The sequence below is a fragment of the Candidatus Limimorpha avicola genome (assembly GCF_056978975.1).
This window is the reverse complement of the sequence record NZ_DBMCYK010000024.1, coordinates 23,423-42,562: the sequence shown is the minus strand read 5'-3', so window position 1 is coordinate 42,562 and position 19,140 is coordinate 23,423. Positions and strand designations below refer to the sequence as shown.

18 protein-coding genes and 1 pseudogene are annotated in these 19,140 nt (G+C 43.2%); 2 read left to right on the top strand and 17 right to left on the bottom strand.

Translation table 11 applies throughout. The features are described 5' to 3' along the window. Positions 1-101: 101 nt before the first annotated feature. From ACZOVS_RS09670 to ACZOVS_RS09615, 12 genes and pseudogenes are all read right to left on the bottom strand, one after another. The gene (locus ACZOVS_RS09670) at positions 102-1,487 is read right to left on the bottom strand and encodes an IS110 family RNA-guided transposase (RefSeq protein ID WP_483997025.1); all 1,386 of its coding nucleotides are present in this window, start codon (positions 1,485-1,487) and stop codon (positions 102-104) included. Between the two features lie 236 nt (positions 1,488-1,723). Then, positions 1,724-2,134 (bottom strand): annotated as a pseudogene (locus tag ACZOVS_RS09665) (CHC2 zinc finger domain-containing protein); the annotation flags it as partial. Between the two features lie 207 nt (positions 2,135-2,341). Beyond that, on the bottom strand, positions 2,342-3,418 hold the full coding sequence (locus ACZOVS_RS09660) for an AAA family ATPase (protein ID WP_483997024.1): 1,077 nt from the start codon (positions 3,416-3,418) through the stop codon (positions 2,342-2,344). A gap of 14 nt (positions 3,419-3,432) precedes the next feature. After that, positions 3,433-3,741: a DUF3853 family protein gene (locus tag ACZOVS_RS09655; protein ID WP_483997023.1), complete on the bottom strand. Its 309-nt coding sequence runs from the start codon at positions 3,739-3,741 to the stop codon at positions 3,433-3,435. Between the two features lie 222 nt (positions 3,742-3,963). Further along, a complete protein-coding gene (locus ACZOVS_RS09650) occupies positions 3,964-4,983 on the bottom strand; it encodes a hypothetical protein (protein WP_483997022.1) in 1,020 nt (339 codons plus the stop codon). A gap of 7 nt (positions 4,984-4,990) precedes the next feature. Continuing rightward, positions 4,991-6,286: a PDDEXK nuclease domain-containing protein gene (locus ACZOVS_RS09645; RefSeq protein WP_483997021.1), complete on the bottom strand. Its 1,296-nt coding sequence runs from the start codon at positions 6,284-6,286 to the stop codon at positions 4,991-4,993. 70 nt (positions 6,287-6,356) lie between these two features. Continuing rightward, positions 6,357-7,643 (bottom strand): site-specific integrase, encoded by a 1,287-nt coding sequence (locus ACZOVS_RS09640; protein ID WP_483997020.1) that lies wholly within the window; start codon positions 7,641-7,643, stop codon positions 6,357-6,359. A gap of 127 nt (positions 7,644-7,770) precedes the next feature. Next, the gene (locus tag ACZOVS_RS09635) at positions 7,771-8,205 is read right to left on the bottom strand and encodes a C-GCAxxG-C-C family protein (RefSeq protein WP_483997019.1); all 435 of its coding nucleotides are present in this window, start codon (positions 8,203-8,205) and stop codon (positions 7,771-7,773) included. Positions 8,206-8,250: 45 nt separating this feature from the next. Then, positions 8,251-8,574 carry a hypothetical protein gene (locus ACZOVS_RS09630; RefSeq protein ID WP_483997018.1) on the bottom strand — a complete coding sequence of 108 codons (324 nt, stop codon included), beginning with the start codon at positions 8,572-8,574 and terminating at the stop codon, positions 8,251-8,253. A gap of 3 nt (positions 8,575-8,577) precedes the next feature. After that, the gene (locus ACZOVS_RS09625) at positions 8,578-9,300 is read right to left on the bottom strand and encodes an SAM-dependent methyltransferase (RefSeq protein WP_483997017.1); all 723 of its coding nucleotides are present in this window, start codon (positions 9,298-9,300) and stop codon (positions 8,578-8,580) included. A 4-nt stretch (positions 9,301-9,304) separates the two neighbouring features. After that, complete coding sequence (dnaA, locus tag ACZOVS_RS09620; protein ID WP_483997016.1) at positions 9,305-10,735, bottom strand: chromosomal replication initiator protein DnaA; 1,431 nt, start codon at positions 10,733-10,735, stop codon at positions 9,305-9,307. Between the two features lie 193 nt (positions 10,736-10,928). After that, entirely contained in the window at positions 10,929-11,543 is a 615-nt protein-coding gene (locus ACZOVS_RS09615; RefSeq protein WP_483997015.1) for an IMPACT family protein, read from the bottom strand. A 246-nt stretch (positions 11,544-11,789) separates the two neighbouring features. Between ACZOVS_RS09615 and prmC the strand changes: the two genes are divergently transcribed. Then, a complete protein-coding gene (gene prmC / locus ACZOVS_RS09610) occupies positions 11,790-12,659 on the top strand; it encodes a peptide chain release factor N(5)-glutamine methyltransferase (protein ID WP_483997014.1) in 870 nt (289 codons plus the stop codon). Between the two features lie 24 nt (positions 12,660-12,683). Next, positions 12,684-13,013 carry a cupin domain-containing protein gene (locus tag ACZOVS_RS09605; protein WP_483997013.1) on the top strand — a complete coding sequence of 110 codons (330 nt, stop codon included), beginning with the start codon at positions 12,684-12,686 and terminating at the stop codon, positions 13,011-13,013. An 85-nt stretch (positions 13,014-13,098) separates the two neighbouring features. On the opposite strand, the gene ACZOVS_RS09600 is transcribed toward ACZOVS_RS09605, so the two are convergent. From ACZOVS_RS09600 to ACZOVS_RS09580, 5 genes are read right to left on the bottom strand one after another with little or no spacing between them, the layout of a single operon-like run. Next, positions 13,099-13,545, bottom strand: a complete 447-nt coding sequence (locus ACZOVS_RS09600; RefSeq protein WP_483997012.1) for a V-type ATP synthase subunit K — start codon at positions 13,543-13,545, stop codon at positions 13,099-13,101. Between the two features lie 37 nt (positions 13,546-13,582). Further along, positions 13,583-15,388 (bottom strand): V-type ATP synthase subunit I, encoded by a 1,806-nt coding sequence (locus ACZOVS_RS09595; protein ID WP_483997011.1) that lies wholly within the window; start codon positions 15,386-15,388, stop codon positions 13,583-13,585. Between the two features lie 8 nt (positions 15,389-15,396). Beyond that, positions 15,397-15,996 (bottom strand): V-type ATP synthase subunit D, encoded by a 600-nt coding sequence (locus ACZOVS_RS09590; RefSeq protein ID WP_483997010.1) that lies wholly within the window; start codon positions 15,994-15,996, stop codon positions 15,397-15,399. 32 nt (positions 15,997-16,028) lie between these two features. Continuing rightward, positions 16,029-17,348, bottom strand: a complete 1,320-nt coding sequence (locus ACZOVS_RS09585; RefSeq protein WP_483997009.1) for a V-type ATP synthase subunit B — start codon at positions 17,346-17,348, stop codon at positions 16,029-16,031. A gap of 26 nt (positions 17,349-17,374) precedes the next feature. After that, positions 17,375-19,138, bottom strand: coding sequence for a V-type ATP synthase subunit A (locus tag ACZOVS_RS09580; protein ID WP_483997008.1), 1,764 nt, complete (start codon positions 19,136-19,138; stop codon positions 17,375-17,377). Positions 19,139-19,140: the final 2 nt, after the last annotated feature.

The window sequence follows — 19,140 nt, the reverse complement described above, 5'->3', positions numbered from 1 at the left end:
TCAATATGCATTCCTGTAATCCGTTCTAATTCACGCTTCTATGGAACACATGCATTGCCTATTTCAATATGCATTCCTGTAATCCGTTCTAATTCACGCTTCTATGGAACACATGCATTGCCTATTTCAATATGCATTCCTGTAATCCGTTCTAATTCACGCTTGTATCTCGCAATCCGTTTTTCGAGTAATACTTTCTCGTCTATACCTACTTTTTCCGGATTATAAGTTGTCTGGTTTGCAACCATGGCAAAGAATATCTCAGCGACCTTGTGGGCGGTGGCAATGACTGCGGCTTTACCTCCGGCCCGTGAACGTATCCTGCGGTAGAAGTTTCCCAACTGGTTCTTCGCATTGGCGAGAGAAGAAGCGATACTTCTAAAAATCAATCCGACATTGTTCCGACGGTGTGGCACGTGGCTTGATATTCTTTTCCCTCCTGATATTTTGGTATTCGGTGCGATGTTGCACCAACAGCAAAACTGTTTGGAAGATGGAAACTTCCGGGTAAAGTCGTGTCCCAACTCACTCATCAGTCCAAGTGCGGTCAGGTGGCTTATTCCGGGTATCTCAAAGACATTCACTCCCCACATGTCATATGCCTTTCTTTCCACATCGAAGCCTACATTCCGTTTACGCTTGTGATAGTCACAACGTTTTTTCGTCGGACTGTATGACGGACGCCCTGTTCCGGCAACCTCCGTGCGATAGTTTTCCATAAGTTTCTCCAGTTCCGTGTCGCATCGGTCAAGTTGGGCGCAAAAATGCTTGAAAGTGTCATAGTTTTGCCTGAGGACAAACAGGAGGTCTTCTTCCCAGTTGCCCTCAAGCGCCATGGCTATTTCCTCTTTCGGAGTCTTGCACTGGATGTCGGCCAAGTCCGCAAGTTTCTTGGGGTCACGTTCACCTGCAAGAATGGCCTCGATGATACGTATGCCGGATTTTCCCGTAATGTCAGACAGGACAAGCGTAAGTTTTATGTTCATCTGCTGCATGGCTTTCTGCATACGCAGGACTATGCTTGAAGCCTCACGGGAGAGGGTGTCACGATGACGGGTGAGTGTCCTCATCCGTTTGGCGTCGTTGTGCGGTTGGAAACTTGCCTTGAGCAACCCGTACTGGTGCAGCAACATCAGCCATTCGGCATCCGACTCGTCGGTTTTCCTCTCCGTTATGTTCTTCACGTCCCTTGCGTTGGTCAATACGACATCCATCCCGTCCTCCTGAAGACGGCAGAACAGCGGTATCCAGTAAACCCCGGTGGATTCCATTGCGACTGTCTTTATGCCACACTCTCTGAGCCATGCCGAGATGGCGTGCAGGTCGGATGTATACGCTCCGAACGCGCGGTTGTTGTCCTTTGAGCGGTCGGCAGGGACGCAAACTTGCATGATACCGTCCGCGATGTCTATCCCCGCCGCATCGGGATTGACTATCCGAAGTTCCGCACCTTTGGCCGTCTTGACTTTTTTTGCTTTCTTTGCCATGATAATAATTGTTACTGTTGTTGATGGATAAAGGCATAAGCCATGTCCTGTCAATGAGCATTCTTCTATACGGCCTCCAACGACCAATCTTCAATTCGCAGGACAATGAGCCATACTCTTTTGTGGGATTAAAAGCCCAAGAAAAAACCGGCTTGCTTCTTATGCCTACAGCAAAGGTAACTAAAAACGTTTTGTGTTCCATTCTGATTTCAATCAAAACAAAGGCTTGGCTTTACTCTTTTCGCCAGTACCGGATTGATACCCCTTTCCTGCAAATAGGCGAGCAAGGCAGGGGAAGAAAGCGGCACGATTTCCAACTGTTGGAAACTCGGCTCCGTAAAGGACTGCTTGCGAAAAGAGAAAGAAACGGGGTGCACGTGCGGTGCCTGTTCCTCTATGCGTTTCAAAAGGTACGGCACACTGTCCGTTGCATAGAGGTGCGAAGCCAACGCGATGATGTTGCCGCCCTTGCCCAGTGCAAAATCATACCATTGGTTCCGCTCGGTGTTCACCTTGAACGATGCTTCGGTTTCTTCCTTGAACGGCGATTTGTACCAAAGATTGATGCCCTGCCGCTTCACCGGGCTATATCCCAAGCTGTGAAGATATTCCTCCAGCCTGATTTGTTTTGCTGTCTGTATATCCATAAATGATTGTCTTTATCGGTTATCGTTTGTTTTTCTTTTCGCCAGTACCTGTTCATATAGGTTACTGGCTGTATAACCACTTCACTTTATTGTCGTATATATAGGATACGGCTTAAAGTGAAGCGGTTTGGTGTGTCCCTGCAACCACTTCGCTTTATCCTAATATATAGACCCTGAGAATAAAGTGAAGTGATTGCGAGGATTGGGCTAATAGTGGAAATCCGGTTCGTACCTGTACTTCCTGCCGTTTTCCTGCACTATCATCCGCTTGCTCTTCAACACAGTGATGAGTTTGACCAGCTTGTTGTCGCTCAACGGAACGCCCACCAAGGCATACGATTCTTTCAATGCTTTGCCGAGTTCCTTATACCCGTACTCGTCCTGCAACGAGAATGCGGCTTCCAGAGCTATCCGGTGCTGTCGCTCGGAAATGTCCTTGTAGGCATTAAACTTCTCGCCTTGGGGTCTGCCGGGTGTTTTGGTTTCTGTCTGGTAGTCCTCCATCAGTTCGGGCAATGCCCTGTCATTGATGCGGAAGGCAAACGGCTCGAAGTCCATTGCACGGATGTGCATGGCGGAAACCTTGCTGATGTCCCCGTTGCTCTTGTCCTTTTCCACAAGGAGGACGGTCTCAGCCTTGTTGTTCAGTTCCGTGCCGATGTGCCCCCTTGCGTTCTCATCGCCCTTGTTCTGGTGGAGTATCGTGTGGATATGTATCTGCCTGTCGTCCGTCCACTGCATCAGCTTCGATATGATGCGTGTCGATTCGCTGGGGCTGTTGATGTCATATACCATGTCACGGATGCCGTCTATTATCACCAGACCAAGGTTCTGCGTATGGTAGATTGCCTGTTCGACAATCTTTATGCGCTGCCCCGGCGTGTACTTCCGCAAGGCAAGGAATTCAAAGTTCTCGTTGTTCCTGTCATCGGGCAGCCCGGCCATGCGCATGATGCGTTCCATCACATTCAGGCAGTGATAGGGACTTTGCTCCGTATCCACGTAAAGCACTTTCCGTTTGGTTTCGGGCAGTTCGGCCGCATACCTAAGCATCGTACCGTTCTTCAATGCCGCTGCCACGATAGCCGACACATTGAATGTCTTCTTGCTTTTGGCTTTGCCGATGGATGCGCTGAAATTCCCTAACGTACCTATTACGGAACCTTTCACACTGAGAATTTCGGGGGCTTTCTCGTACTTTTCCGACAGGCTCAGCCGTGAGGCTTGCCAGAGGATTACCGCCTGTTCGTCCGATATTTCCTGGATATCTTTCATATAGTCCATAGCGGTTCCTCCCGTTATTTGCGTCCGCCTGTTTTCTTCCCTGCCAGTTCAAGGGCAAGTTCCGCATCCACGATAATCTTGCGCCCTATCTGGGTGATGGCCTTGTCTATCTTCCCGCTTTTCTTTATGCGGTTGGCGGTGGGCAGGCTGCACCCGAACAGCTTGGCTATGCAGAGTATGCCGTACACATATTTCCTGCTTGTGTCCGTTACGGGCTGCGGCTGCGCTTCCGGCTGGCCGGATGCGTGCCTGCTTAACATTATGAACTCTTCGCCTGTCATCTGCCAGACGGGTTTGGATAATAATTCTTGTAGATTTTGCATGATTCTACTCGTTTTTGGTTCAACAATCAGCCCTGCGCACTGGCTGTTATTTCTGTTCTCGAACGATGCAAAATTAGATAGGGTTATGAGTGGTAAGGATGGGGACGGTATAATTCGAATATCTCTGTATCTTATTGAATATCAGAAAATAAAAATACCACTCAAAAATTAATTTGAGTGGTAAAAGTGGAACTTTCGTAAAGTATCGGGATATATCACGGATTATCTGAATATATGCTCCATTTCCTTGGCGAATTTCAGGTTGCTGTCACTTGGGAAATCGGAAACCGGCTCCTTGTACTTTGACTTGTAGTAGCTGTCATCAATACCCAGCAATTCCAGTATTCCGGCTTTCCATTTTTCCCTGTCCTGTTTGGAGAGTTTCTCGCCCATCAGGAATATCAGATAGCATGCACGGATTTTCTCTCTCGGTTTGATTTTCAACTTGCAGTCGCAGGGGCGCAGGTTCATATTGGCATAAAAATCCGGTGCGGAAATTTCCTCGAACTGTTCTCCAACACATACCTCATGAATAAGTGAAAGCCATTTCATGTCGAAGTATTCTTGTTGTTCATCCATCGTTTCCTGCTGGCTGACGGGTTTGCCCGGCTCGTCCTGTCGTTTCCCGTCAGGAATGTATTTCTTCAGTATATCCAGAAAAAGGCAGCTTTGACGGTATATGTCCGCACAACGGTTCTTCATATATTGGAATGCCTCTTTCCTTGCAGCCTTTTGCTGGTCATAGAGTTCGTTCAGTATGGCTCTTTCCTTGTCATATTCAGCCTTGCAGCGTTCATATTCCTTTTCCACCTGTTTTTCCTCTTCGGCAGTATGTTCCCTATAGCCAATGGAATCATACCTGTTGTTGGCTTCATTCAGCGGCTTGCTCAGACTTCTTGTAACATCCAGTTGGGCTTCAATTTCAAGTGAATACCTTTCCATGTGCTGATAACAAACACGCTCTATCGCGCTGTCACTTATGGGGTGCGTTTCATAAGCCTGTATGCTCTTTTCTATTTCGGTTTTCAGGCTGTTGAGTATCAAAGTGTATTGCTCTTTCTGCCTATTAAACACCAGTTCAAGGATGGCGGCTTCAAAAGATTTTGTGTCACTATATTCCTGATAGAAATCGGAAATGAATTTCTGCCTGTCAAAAGAGAAGGCGTGATTATCTATATAATCCCTGTATATTCTGTTGAGTTCTCCGTATAGGGGAATCATCGTCTGTATCTTGTCTGCCATAGGTGTCTTACTTTTGTTTGTTCTTTTCATTGTCAAGAAGCATCGTCAGTTCTTCTTCCACCTGTTCTATGCTCGGCAACGCAGATTTCAGATTCTCCGGCACAGCCTTGCTAAGCTGATAATCACTGATGCCGATAGGCTGGTCATAGCCGGTCAGCGCATATTGTGCGACAATCTCATCCTTGCCCTTGCACAACAGCAGTCCGATGGTCTTGTTGTCGTTCTCTCCCCTCAGCTTGTCATCCACTACATTGATGTAAAAATTCAACTGTCCTGCATATTCCGGTTTGAACGGGGTCGCTTTCAGTTCCACGACCACATAGGCATGGAGCTTTATGTTGTACAGAATCAAGTCGGCATAGAAATCGCTGTCGCCAATCTGGAAATGCTTCTGCCTTGCGACAAAGGCAAATCCGTTGCCCATCTCCAACAAGTATCGGGTGACGTGCTTTACCAACTGTTCCTCTATGTCCCTTTCGTCCGCACGTTCTTTGGCTCCTGCCAAGTCAAAGATATACGGGTCTTTCAACAGGTAGTTGGCAAGGTCGCTTTGAGGTGCAGGAAGCGTGGCGGTAAAATTATTGACCTTGTGACTGTTGATTTGCCGTTCAAACAATTTGCTTTCAATCTGCATTTTAAGAACATTGCTGCTCCAGCCCATTTCCACGGATTGCTTCATATACCAGTAATCGACACCTAACGGAAGGGAACTGTTCAGCAGAATCACATGGCTTGCCCAATTGATTCTTGCAACAGGTGATGTCAGGAACAGTTTTTCCATGTCCTCAATCGGCATCCGGTAAACGACGGCTACTGTCTGGGTTACATCCTGAATTTGCGCAAGAGGTTCTTGCACAATTGCAACTTCCTTGTTGTCTGAGGATTGTATTTGCGCAAGAGGTTCTTGCGTAAATGGCACATTGTTCAGGCTTTGGATTTCATCCGTGATTTTCCGCACACTTGGAGTAATCAATTTCGCATCGGTTTCGATGAAACTCCGTAATACGGTCAATGGATATGAACGTGCGAACTGGCACATATAAGCCAAGTTCCTGACCGAATATCCTTTCTTTTCGGGATAATTGAACCGTATCGCCTGCGCCAGTTTCTTGATGACCTTGCCGCCCCAGCCTTGTCGGTTCTGGTGGTACAATATGTAGTTGCCCATCTTCCAGTAATGGAACAGCATCTGCGCATTGGCGGCACTAATGAGCCGGACTTGCGCCTGCTCTATTTCTGACCCAATGGCATTGACAAAAGCCTCGAAACTCCTTTTCTCTATATTGTTATCGTTGTTGCTCATTGTTGTATGTATTGAAAGTTACAAAGATAAGCCGAATTACAGGCTTTCCATGAAACTTGATGATTGTTTTTTACAGTTGGTTGAATTTGTTCATCGCATTGGCTTTCACATCATCAGCGATGTCAATGTAAGGTTTCATCGCCTTGTAGTCGCTGTGTCCCGTCCATTTCATGACTACCTGAGCCGGAATGCCGAGAGCCAAAGCATTGCAGATGAAAGTCCTTCTTCCGGCATGGGTGCCCAACAATGCAAATTTGGGCGTAATGGTGTCTATGCGTCTGCTTCCTTTATAATAGGTCTCGCTTACTGGCTCGTTGATTTCGGCAAGCTCGCCCAACTCCTTCAAATAATCGTTCATCTTCTGGTTGCTGATGACAGGGAGAGCCTTATGCCCCTCAAACTCCACATCTTTATATTTATCCAGTATCGCCTTGCTGTGGTTGTTCAGCTCGATGATAAGCCTTTCGGCGGTCTTTACGGTGGTGATTTCTATATATCCGTCCCTGATGTCGCTTTTCTTTAGGTTATGCACATCCGAATACCGAAGTCCGGTGAAGCAGCAGAACAGAAAGACATCCCTCACCCGTTCAAGGTATTGCTTTGTGTCGGGTATCTGATAATTTTTGAGTTTATTCAGTTCTTCCCACGTGAGGAATATCACCTTTTTCGGGGTGCTCCGCAATTTGGGATTGAAATCTTCGTAGGCATTGTTCATGCAATACCCTTTCTTGGTACACCAGCGCAGGAACCATTTCAGATAGGCGACCTGTTTCATGATGGATGTGTTCCGCATATCTTCGGTATCTTTCAGGAAATTCACATACTTTGTCAGCTTGGGTTCGTCCAACGATTCAAAGGTCAGCCCCTTGTCAAACTTTTCAAGGTGCTTCCTTACTGCGGCAAATTTCTCATAGGTGGCATCAGACCTGCCGTTTTGCGTGCCGCATTCCTTGATGAACTCGTCAAACACCTCCAAAGGCAGAAACACCACCGGAGCCTGTTCCTCATCTTCCTTTTTCCCGTCATGCAATCTGTTGAATGCGTCTTTAACCTGCTCGGTAGTGGGCATGAATCCCTGCACCTCAAACTCTTTGAATATATTCTGAATTTCGGTGTAGTATTTCAGCAAGTCCGCATTGATTTCCGATGCGCTTTGCTTCAGCTTGTTGGTACATCCGTTCTTTACACGCTGCTTGTCGGCATCCCATTTGGCGACATCAATGCGGTAACCCGTTGTGAACTCAATGCGGTGGCTGGCAAAAACCACACGCATACGGATAGGGACATTCTCCACGATTGGCACTCCGTTCTTTTTGCGACTTTCCAAAGCAAAAATGATGTTTCGTTTGATATTCATAATTGGGTGCGTTTGAAATTCAACACCCAAATATACACCCAATAATTGAAATAGCAAAAGGCATTTAATGATATTTAGTAATATAGTAGATTTGTAATAACTTGATTATTATCAGTATATTGCAATCTCATGAGATTTTCTGATTGTATAAGTTAAAGTCCCGTTTTAATCTCTCACCTATTATGCGTGCAGCTATACCGACATATTCAACACAGGGTCGTTTCACCAAAGGAGGGTTTGCAGGCACAAGACCGAGAAGTTCTTTACATATTATAGATCCGACTTCGGCCTTATATTCAGCCGCCACATCGCGGACATAAGGATAGTTGTTACGTTTTATATCTTTGATAAATCCTGTACACATCATCATACCGCTGACACATCCGCATACTTCATGCATACCACCCATGCCACCGCCGAAAGGCAAAGACAACTTAGATGCAACATCTTCATCAATTCCCAAAATATCGCTGTAAGCCAAAAACACTGACTGGGCACAATTGTATCCTGATTGATGATATTCTTTTGCTTTTTCAACTCTTTTTTCTATATCTATTTCCATAACAATAATATATTTATCACAAAATAATTTCAAAAACCGCAAACATTATAACAATGCATCGAGAATTTTGACAGCTTCATCAGCAATGGATGAAAATCTTTCTTCATAAAAAAACATCTTTTTAAATCTGTCAAAAAACAAAATCTTATCCGATGATTCATTGACATACAATAATTTGTGTTGTTCAATAACTTGTAATCTCTCAGATTCAGTTTCCATTACAAAACGATTGTAAACTTTCATAAAGTCCTGAGGTTCTATATTAGACATCATTTCAATAAGGTCTCGTTTTGTAAAATTAAAGTCCTCTTCTTCTGCAAAAAGGAGACAATAAATCAAAAATTCATCTTGGGTTAAATTTTTTATCATACATTAAAAGCGGCTATATAAAAGGAACACGGCAGGTTTTTTATTCCAGTCGTATTTTACTGTTTTCCAATCAGCTATAGATTTGCTTACAATTTTCTCATCAGGCATGGTGATATTGGATGCGACACACAGCATGGTATTATGTCGGCAGGTCTTTAGCAGGTCATTTATCATCGCATTGTTACGAAACGGAGTCTCAATAAACAACTCCGTTTCGTCATTAGACGCCGAAGTTCGTTCTAAAGTTCTGATAGCATTTATCCTGTCCGGATTTTTTATAGGCAAATAACCATGAAAACGGAACGACTGCCCATTGAAACCGGAAGCCATTAGGGCAAGTATCATAGCATTGGGTCCGGTGAGAGGTACTATAGTAATACCCGCCTGATGTGCGAGTTCCACTATCAAAGCACCGGGGTCTGCCACACAGGGAGTGCCGGCTTCAGACATAAGGCCTATGTCATGACCGTCCAAGGCAGGAGCAAGATACGTCATAAAATCAGGATTTGCAATATTATGTTTGTCAAGTTCCACAAAAACAAGTTCCTCTATCGGACATGGCATTTTCATCTTACTCAGCATACGTCTTGCTGTTCTCACGTTCTCCACAACAAAGAAACGCAATGTCCTCACCATATCGAGAGTACCTTGAGGCAACACTTTCTCCGGTGTAGTATTTCCCAACAATGCTGGGACAAGAAACAACCTTCCTAATGTTTTTGTCATAAAATCAAGATAAATTCTTTTCTATATCCAAGGCAATCTGACGAAACTGTTTATCTGTTTCTATCAGATTTTCCACTGTTTTCAAGGCATGTATCACAGTAGCATGGTCTTTGCCTCCACATTCATTACCTATATTGATAAGAGAAGACTTGGTATATTTTTTAGCGAAATACATAGTCAGTTGACGAGCCTGTACTATGTTGCGTTTTCTCGTCTTGGAGAAAAATTCGTCTTGTGTTATCAACATAGATTCGCACACAACACCAATGATATACCCTATAGTAAGTTCCGGTGTAGAATTATTGACATAACGGCTGACCATCTGTTTTGCGAGGTTGACAGTAATAGCCTTCTTGTTGAGTGACGACTGTGCCATCAGGGAAATGAGAAATCCTTCCATCTCACGAACATTAGTCTTGACATTTTCCGCCACATAGTCAATAACATCTTCCGGCAATTCTATACCCTCGTTATATGCCTTTTTCTTAAGAATATTTCTACGTGTCTCATAATCAGGCATCTGCAATTCTGCAAACAAGCCCCACTTAAATCTCGACAGCAGTCGAGGTTCCATATCCTTCAACTCCGCCGGAGGTTTATCACAAGTAAAAACCAACTGTTTGCAATTCTGTTGCAGATGATTAAAGATATGGAAGAAAGCATCCTGTGTCTTAGCCTTGCCTGCCATAAACTCAATATCATCAACAATAAGCACGTCAATAGACTGATAGAATCTGACGAAGTCGTTGCGTGTCTTGTTTTTACAAGAACTCATGAATTGTTGTATGAACTGTTCTGCATTGACATACAACACTGTCAAGTTGGGAAAATTCTTCTTAGTCTCGAGTCCTATGGCATGAACGATATGAGTCTTGCCCAATCCGGTAGGGCTATATATAAAAAGAGGGTTAAAAGAAGTACGACCAGGCATTTTGGCTATGGTATTGCCTGCCTGTCTTGCCAACAAGTTACAATCACCCGTCACGAAATTATCGAAAGAATAATTCTCATTAAGTTGAGACTCTATTTCCAATTTCTTCAGACCCGGCAAAATAAAAGGCGTAATGGCATCATCTTTTGCTTTCTTGTCTATGTCAATAGGTATTTGAACAGGAGGGTTCTGTGTGTTGACAGGACCACTGTTAGGCATACGCATCACTACGGGACCATCAGAGCCGCTGTCATCCATCACAATACTATACTCCAATCTGCCGTTGACACCTATGACTCTATCTATAGTCATTCTCAACAACTTGATATAATGAGTTTCCAAAAACTCATAAAAAAATTGTGTGGGGACCTGAATGGTAAGCATATTGTCATTGAAAGACACGGGTTTGATAGGCTCGAACCAGGTCTTATATGCCTGAGGTGCGGTATTAGCCTTTATCACTTTCAGACAATTGTTCCATATTTCATGACAATCCTTATCCATCAATGTTGACAGTATTAATATTATTATGAATCAATGACTTTAAATCCAATACTGCTATCTTGGAATTTTCTACAAATATCAACATAAAAAAGTTAATAAAAACATTTTTTTGCTATTGATTATTAATTTTCTTTTACATAAATTACGAGCAAAAAGATATTTTAACCCTAAAATTGGGTTTAACTTATTGATTTTAAATAGTTTTAAGGTATTTTAAATCTAAACCGTAAAGATGTTTCAACTTATCAACAATTCTTTCTGAATCGCCTTTTCTTATTGATATTTCAAGATAACAACGCATCTCGAATTTAGGGTTCTGTTGTTCGAGATTTTCTTCTTTCAAGACACGCATCACCTCGTTCATAAGAGGATAATCGAACTCGAGTGAATATACATCATCTACAGTTTTTTCAATTACCGTGGCGTTGTCGAGTGCCTCACGGGCAGCCGTTTTATAGGCATTTATCAATCCCGGCACGCCGAGTTTCACTCCTCCGAAATATCGGACTACCACAACAAGCACATTAGTGACATCTTTAGATAATATCTGGTTCAATATAGGCTTGCCGGCAGTTCCGGAAGGTTCTCCGTCATCACTCGAACGATAACACGACTTGTTCGGTCCTATCATAAACGCATAACAGTGATGCCGAGCATCAAAAAATTTCTTCTTGACATCCGACATGATGGTCTTAACTTCCTCTTCAGTAATGACAGGATAACAGAAAGCATAAAACTTACTGCCCTTTTCCTTATACAAGCCTTCCCCTACCGTAGTGATCACCTTATATATGTCATCTAACATCATATCAGAAACTTATAGTATTGCAAAGATATGAATTTTGATCAAAACAACATCAATAAACAAGTTATCTTCACGAAAACAATATTTCAACATCAAATAATTATGAATAAAACAAGATGCAGTTGAAAAAAATCAAATGAATTTATTTATTTTATTCATTGTTATTCACTAAAGCGCGAAAAAAGGACGTACTTCGATATAGTTCAAATAAATTTGACTCTGCTCTCGGTTTTTAACTATCTTTGCAGTATGAAAGTCGTATCAAATCTGATAAAAGACATACGTCGCCATTATGCAGAAACGTTACAGCATCTTTACGACGAACGGGAAGCCAATTCGATAATAATGCTGCTGTTGGAACACTTTTTTGGATATGACAAGGTGACATTGGCAATGAATCCGGAGTTAAGACTCAGCGAATCTGAGTTGCTTACTTTTCATTTTGCTGTAAAAGAACTACTGAAACACAGACCTGTTCAATATATCATTGGTGAGACTGAATTTTGCGAAATGACAATAAAAGTCAATGAGAATGTGTTGATACCGAGACCGGAGACCGAAGAGATGACAAGACAGATCATAAAAGCATGCAGCCGGCAGCGACACTACGACATCATTGACCTTTGTTGCGGATCCGGTTGTATCGGCATAGCTTTGGCAAAGCATTTAAGCGACTGCAACGTCACCGGCACCGATATTTCAGAAAAAGCCATCGCAACTGCCTGCAACAACGCATCAATCAACAATGTTGAGGTAAAATTTCTGACAGACGATGTCATGTCTCCATCTGATATTGTTACATCAAGACAATACGACATTATCGTCAGCAATCCTCCCTACGTAAGAATATCGGAAAAGAAATCGATGCACAAGAATGTACTCGACCATGAGCCTCACAGTGCTCTGTTTGTGGAAGACAGCGAACCTCTGATATTTTATGAATCCATATTGAAAAACTTCGCTTCTACATTAAAAACCGGAGGTATGCTTTGGTTTGAGATAAATGAAGCTTTTGGTAAAGAAGTAGTATCATTATGCAATCAGAACGGTTTCAGAAACACTGAATGTATTAAAGACATCAACGGACGCGACAGATTTGTGAAAAGCATCAAAGAATAAAAAATCATATTTACAATCAAAATAATGACTATAGATTTCAACAAAATGGAAGCCACTATAATTCCCAACTTCAAAGGTGGCGAAAAAGAGATTAGCGCAAAAATGTTTTTCGACGGGAACAACAGGATAATGAAAGGTGTGTTACAGCCCGGAGCGAGCATAGGTTATCATTCTCATGACACAAGCAGTGAGATCATATTCATTATCAAAGGTAAAGGTAAAGTCATTGACAACAACGAGACAGTAACCATTGAAGAAGGGCAATGCCATTATTGCAAAAAAGGCGACAGCCATAGCCTCATCAACGACAGCGACAAAGAACTTGTATTCTATGCCGCAGTACCGCAGCAATAATATGACCATTTTATATTTGACAAGACATAAAAAAACGAGGTCAACGAAAAGTCAACCTCGTTTTTAGTTTGACATGACTATGACATCATATAGCCGTTGAAATCATAAATGTCGCTGCGGTAGCAATGATAGCGTAAAGTTCCGGGAAAACAGCCATAATCATGGTTTTACCGAAGACATCGTGTCCATTGCCGATAGCTGTGATACCGTTGGCACAAAGTTGACCTTGACGCAAGGCTGAGATAAGGCCTACGAAGCCGAGGAACAAACCGCAACTGAGCACTGCCACTGACTGAGTCCAGGTAATCTCAGGAGTCAAAACACCACGGAGCAAGAAGAATCCGAGGAATCCGTAAAGACCCTGAGTGCCAGGCAGAGCACTCAATACCAGATAGTTACCAAATGCCTCATCATTTTTTTTCATAGCGCCTACGGTAGCATTGCCACCATACGTTACGCCAAAAGCACTTCCAATACCGCACAGACCAATCATGAGTCCGATGCCAATGTAAGCTACTAAAATAGGTCCCATACTTAATTATTTATTTAATTATTTATAATTTGTTAATTTATTCATCTTCATGTGTTCTGTCTCTAAAAGGATCATATTTCTTTCCGCCTCCCACAAAGCCTGCATTCTTGTAAAACTCCACAAAGGTAAGACGCATAGGGTGAACGAAAGCACTCAATCCCGACAAAGCTATATTCATAGCATGACCGAACAACAGTATCAACAGCATGATAATAGTACTCACTACAGGAATATTACCACTCATTCTCATAGCCAAGTCATTGAAAACCAAACCGAGGATAGAACCTGACAAGCCTAAAGCGAACAGTCTTATATAGGAAAGTATATCGCCCAACAACCCTGTAAGCATATTATAGGTATCCCAAAGACCGGAACCGATATTTACAAAAGGACTGTAAATCTTAGTAAAAGGTCCGTTGAGTAGAAATATTAGTACAGCTCCAACGCCGGCACAAATGTATAAAGGCAATCCTACTCCGGCAATAAGATATGACAGGATACCGCCAAGGATAAGCACTATCCATCCTATTGTTGGCAAAGACGATGCAAAGCCGTACATCTTGGTCAGATTCACCACTTTAAGGCACATGCCGAATATTATCTGCACCACTCCAAGTATAAGTGAGAAATAAAAAGCCGAATACCAGCCGTCTTCGCGGAACATAAAACCTTTGAGGCTGTTGACGAAAGGAATATCAACCTTCATCAGCTCTATTCCGAAGAAAGTACCGCTGATAGTACCCATTATCGTAGTACCGATGCCAAGGAAGAAACCCAACCACATCACGGGACGCATTTTGGGCATCTTACCACTCAGCAATAATGCTACCACTACAGCAATCATAAGCAACCCATAACCAGCATCGCCCATACAGAAACCGAAAAACATCACGAAGAAAGGAGCAAAAAACGGTGTAAGGTCTATCTCCCAATATGAAGGGATAGAATACATATCACCGATAAACTCAAACAGTCTCGCAAAACGATTGTTTTTCAATTTTATTGGAGGGTTATCCTGATTGATGACAGGTTTGGAAGCCTCATAATACACCTCTTGTGAGTCGAGCCATTTTATGGTGTTATCTTGAATCTCGGTAGGCACCCATCCTTCAAGTGACATCAATTTCTCCTCTGCAAGATGTTCTGCTGCGTCACTGACTTTAAAGAACTCGTTATCTTCCTTGATAGAAATGACATATTCTTTAAGATATTGTACAGCCTTTGGCGCCACATCGGAAAGATATCGATTTGTATCGGAAATTATCTTGTTCATATCAGCCAATTTCTTGTCGATCTCCTGTTTTGTCATGGCAGGAAAAGTAAAGGTATCAGCTTCTATATCAACATCTTTACCCTTAGGTGTTATGGTAGTAAAATATCTCAATCCGGCCAATTCATTTATAACAAAGGCATTGAAATCTTCTTCCCATTTGTTGTCATATTTTCTTGCCGGAACAGTAAAAAAGCGTATATCCCAGTTATTGGCTTTAATATCATCCAATACTTTTTCAGGATATTTACCCCACAAACCGTACACTGAATCTTCTTTTTGAAGATACAGCAACTGTTGTTGCAAAGATTCTATCTCCTTAAACTTATCATCTATAAAATTATACAATGCCTCATTACGAAGTTCAGTATCCACAGGATTCTGTGCAGCAGGTAGTTTCTCAAGCTGTTTTATGAGGTTAGACACCTGTTTGATACTATTGAGTTTCGTTCTGTAGCGTTCATCCTGAAGAGAAGTTTTCTTCGGGTGAACATGAACGACGCCATGTTGGCGCAATTTCTCCAAAAAGTTCTGATAGTCGCGATGATATATCAGGATAGACAATTTTGTCATTGGTGTAATCATAGTTCCACCTCCTTTTCTTGACGCATTTTAACGATTTTCTGCGAGGCTTTGGACAATGTCTCTTCGTCTTCCATGACACGTTTTATCTTGCGTATAGCATCTTCGAAGCCGGGTATCTGCACTTTCTCATAGAGATTGACTTTCTGGGTAGTTTTCTTTCTTGCTTTACTCAACAATTCCATTTTACGTACCCAGAACTCTCTCTCGAGGGTTATATTGACTAACGACTTCATATATTCTATACCGTCGAGAATCCAAGCCGGCATATTTATCATGCTGAACTCCTTGACATTATAGGTAGCACCTTCGAACACCGGAGTGTTGACACCGGCTATTTTTTTAGTGCTGAACTTGACATCTGTCACCGAGAGCAGATCAGGGTCGAACTCGCCCCACAGACGCAAGATATCACCCGACTGTTGAAGAATCTGTTCCAATTTAACATCGAACTCATCCACTTTATCTTTTGAACGACGCACCTCCATACGCAATGCCGACTCCTTGTTTTTTATGGTAGGCAAAGTACGTACACGTATCTTCAACTGTTTCTCAAGTTGTTGCAGCGATGTCTTGTTATATTGAAATTTTATTGCCATCTAAATTATCTTATTATTGTTAATCAACGGCATCAATCATTATTTTTCCAATATTTATCCATTATTTCCTGTTTGATGGAGACCTCTGTCTTGTCAAAATACTTGGCAAACAAAGTCCAAGCAGTATCGAGCATTTGATCAATTTTAAGGTCAACATCAATAGCGAGCAATTCGTTAGAATAATCTTTAGCGAAGCTAAGTACACGTCTGTCATAATCTGTCAAGTCGAATCCATTTTCCAACTTGGTACGAGCATTTGAAGCATCGGAATAAAGACGGATACAAGCATTCATCACCTGCGGGTGGTCTTCTCTTGTCTTCTTTCCTATCACAAGTTGTTTCAGACGTGACAAACTACGGAACGGGTCAACGATGACTTTACCTATCTCTGTATCCTTACGCAAGAACAACTGACCCTCGGTAATATAACCTGTATTATCAGGAATAGCGTGAGTGATATCGCCGCCAGACAATGTCGTCACTGCAATAATAGTAATAGAGCCACCACTCGGGAACTGCACGGCTTTTTCGTATATCTTGGCAAGGTCGGAATAGAGTGAACCCGGCATGGAATCCTTTGAAGGGATCTGGTCCATACGGTTTGACACTATACTGAGGGCATCGGCATATAATGTCATATCAGTCAACAGGACAAGTACTTTTTCATTCTTATCGACAGCAAAATACTCTGCCGCAGTAAGGGCCATATCGGGGACGAGCAAACGTTCCACCGGAGGTGCCTCGGTAGTATTGACAAACGACACTATATGGTCGAGGATACCAGCATTCTCGAACAGATGTTTAAAATACAGATAATCGTCATTGGTAAGACCCATGCCGCCGAGTATGATACGGTCTGTCTGAGCCTTAAGAGCAACGTTAGCCATCACCTGGTTATAAGGCTGGTCCGGGTCAGCGAAGAACGGTATCTTCTGACCAGAGACGAGGGTATTATTAAGGTCAATGCCTGCTATACCTGTAGCAATAAGTTCAGAAGGCTGTTTACGTTGTACAGGGTTGACAGAAGGACCGCCAATCTCGCGTTCCTCACCGTCCACCTCGGGACCGCCGTCAATAGGTTGTCCGAAAGCATTGAAGAAACGGCCGCACAATTCATCACTAACTTTCAATGTAGGAGCCTTGCCAAGGAACACCACTTCGGCGTTGGTAGGAATGCCCTCAGTACCAGAGAACACCTGCAGAGTTATCTCGTCACCCCAAATCTTCACCACCTGGGCAAGACGACCTTGTATCAGAGCCAACTCATCGAAGCCGACACCTGTAGCTTTCAGACTGCATGTCGCCTTGGTGACCTGACTAATCTTGGTATATACTTTTTGAAATGCACTCATTATATATATATTTTTTTATTTTCTAATTAAGCATTGACAACTCTCTCGCCGAGTATCTCGTCGGCTTCTTTTTCATATTTCTTATAATCCTCAGAGTTATAGACAGAATAGTTCATCTGTTTAAAAGCATTGATGAGACGTTTAAAATAAGGAGACACCTCTTCAAAATTCTCGAAGTTGAACTCGGCACGTGTCACGCCTATAATCTTTCTCAGCATATATCTCTGTCGGTCCATAGGAGTAGCGGCATCGACTTTATCGAAAGCATCCTGTTGCAGGATAATAAAATCCACGAGTTCGGACTTCCACAATGTGATATGATAATCCACCGGCACGCTGTCGTCACCAAGGATATTGATTTGTTCCTGAGTTTCCTTACCTCTCACGAGAATGTCGCGAGCCTCATTGACGAGTTCCACCCAGTTATCATCTATATATTCTTTCGAGAACTCCACAAATTCAGGATACTCCAGATATTTTGAATAAGACTCGAGAGTATCGATGGCAGGATAACGTTTGGAGTCGGCACGATTCTGTGACAAGGCATAGAAGCAACGGGCAGCCTTCTTGGTTGACTCCGTCACCGGTTCCTTAAGGTTACCACCGGCAGGAGACACTGTTCCAATAAATGTCACGGAGCCCGTCATGCCATTATTGAGATATACAATACCGGCGCGGGCATAGAATCCCGAAATGATAGCAGAGAGGTCCATAGGGAATGCATCTTGTCCTGGCAATTCCTCAAGACGGTTTGACATCTCACGCAGAGCCTGAGCCCAACGCGAGGTAGAGTCTGCCAGCAGGAACACCTTCATACCCATTGACCTGTAGTATTCCGCTATTGTCATTGCGGTATATACAGAAGCCTCACGGGCAGCCACTGGCATGTTGGAAGTGTTTGCTATGATGGTAGTACGTTCATATAATGTTCTTCCGGTGCGCGGGTCTTCGAGGTACGGGAACTCGGAGAATATCTCCACCACCTCGTTGGCACGTTCACCGCAAGCCGCCATGATGATGATATCGGCATTGGCATTTTTAGCAAGAGCATGTTGCAACACCGTCTTTCCTGTTCCGAAAGGACCCGGGATAAAGCCGGTACCACCTTCGAGTATAGGGTTCATGGTATCGATGACACGCACGCCGGTCTCCATCAAAGTAAAAGGACGCGGTTTATCCTTATAGGCTCGTATAGCCACTTTGACAGGCCAATGTTGCCGCATTGTGACGTTATGACTGTTGCCTTTATTGTCTTTAAGTACTGCAATAGTATCCAAAATGGTATATTCTCCTGCATCAGCCACTTTCTCCACTATGTAATCGCCTTCAAATTTAAAAGGCACCATTATCTTATGGTCGAGCCAATTTTCTTTCACATTACCGAGCCAGTCGCCGGCACGCACCTTGTCGCCTGTTTTGGCAAGAGGAGTAAACGACCATTTCTTGTCATCTTCGAGAGCTGGAGTATAACAGCCTCTTTTCAAGAAGACGCCTTCCATCTTGTCGAGGTCGTTTTGCAGACCATCGAAGTTTTTGGACAGCAATCCGGGACCGAGTTCCACCTCCAGCATGTGGCCTTCGAACTCAACCTTGGAACCGGGTTTAAGACCACGGGTATTCTCAAACACCTGAACGTAGGCAATATCGCCTATTATCTTGATGACTTCGGCCATCAATTTCTCTTCATCCAAGAATATGTAGCATATCTCATTTTGGAACACCGGTCCTTCGATGCGCACCTGCACCAGATTAGAGACAATACTAACAACTTTTCCTACTGTTTTATCCATGT

What these genes read in the sequence shown, in the direction of transcription:
- ACZOVS_RS09670 (WP_483997025.1), bottom strand. Translation starts at nt 1,487, where the DNA reads ATGGCAAAGAAAGCAAAAAAAGTCAAGACGGCCAAAGGTGCGGAACTT.
- ACZOVS_RS09660 (WP_483997024.1), bottom strand. Translation starts at nt 3,418, where the DNA reads ATGGACTATATGAAAGATATCCAGGAAATATCGGACGAACAGGCGGTA.
- ACZOVS_RS09655 (WP_483997023.1), bottom strand. Translation starts at nt 3,741, where the DNA reads ATGCAAAATCTACAAGAATTATTATCCAAACCCGTCTGGCAGATGACA.
- ACZOVS_RS09650 (WP_483997022.1), bottom strand. Translation starts at nt 4,983, where the DNA reads ATGGCAGACAAGATACAGACGATGATTCCCCTATACGGAGAACTCAAC.
- ACZOVS_RS09645 (WP_483997021.1), bottom strand. Translation starts at nt 6,286, where the DNA reads ATGAGCAACAACGATAACAATATAGAGAAAAGGAGTTTCGAGGCTTTT.
- ACZOVS_RS09640 (WP_483997020.1), bottom strand. Translation starts at nt 7,643, where the DNA reads ATGAATATCAAACGAAACATCATTTTTGCTTTGGAAAGTCGCAAAAAG.
- ACZOVS_RS09635 (WP_483997019.1), bottom strand. Translation starts at nt 8,205, where the DNA reads ATGGAAATAGATATAGAAAAAAGAGTTGAAAAAGCAAAAGAATATCAT.
- ACZOVS_RS09630 (WP_483997018.1), bottom strand. Translation starts at nt 8,574, where the DNA reads ATGATAAAAAATTTAACCCAAGATGAATTTTTGATTTATTGTCTCCTT.
- ACZOVS_RS09625 (WP_483997017.1), bottom strand. Translation starts at nt 9,300, where the DNA reads ATGACAAAAACATTAGGAAGGTTGTTTCTTGTCCCAGCATTGTTGGGA.
- dnaA (WP_483997016.1), bottom strand. Translation starts at nt 10,735, where the DNA reads ATGGATAAGGATTGTCATGAAATATGGAACAATTGTCTGAAAGTGATA.
- ACZOVS_RS09615 (WP_483997015.1), bottom strand. Translation starts at nt 11,543, where the DNA reads ATGATGTTAGATGACATATATAAGGTGATCACTACGGTAGGGGAAGGC.
- prmC (WP_483997014.1), top strand. Translation starts at nt 11,790, where the DNA reads ATGAAAGTCGTATCAAATCTGATAAAAGACATACGTCGCCATTATGCA.
- ACZOVS_RS09605 (WP_483997013.1), top strand. Translation starts at nt 12,684, where the DNA reads ATGACTATAGATTTCAACAAAATGGAAGCCACTATAATTCCCAACTTC.
- ACZOVS_RS09600 (WP_483997012.1), bottom strand. Translation starts at nt 13,545, where the DNA reads ATGGGACCTATTTTAGTAGCTTACATTGGCATCGGACTCATGATTGGT.
- ACZOVS_RS09595 (WP_483997011.1), bottom strand. Translation starts at nt 15,388, where the DNA reads ATGACAAAATTGTCTATCCTGATATATCATCGCGACTATCAGAACTTT.
- ACZOVS_RS09590 (WP_483997010.1), bottom strand. Translation starts at nt 15,996, where the DNA reads ATGGCAATAAAATTTCAATATAACAAGACATCGCTGCAACAACTTGAG.
- ACZOVS_RS09585 (WP_483997009.1), bottom strand. Translation starts at nt 17,348, where the DNA reads ATGAGTGCATTTCAAAAAGTATATACCAAGATTAGTCAGGTCACCAAG.
- ACZOVS_RS09580 (WP_483997008.1), bottom strand. Translation starts at nt 19,138, where the DNA reads ATGGATAAAACAGTAGGAAAAGTTGTTAGTATTGTCTCTAATCTGGTG.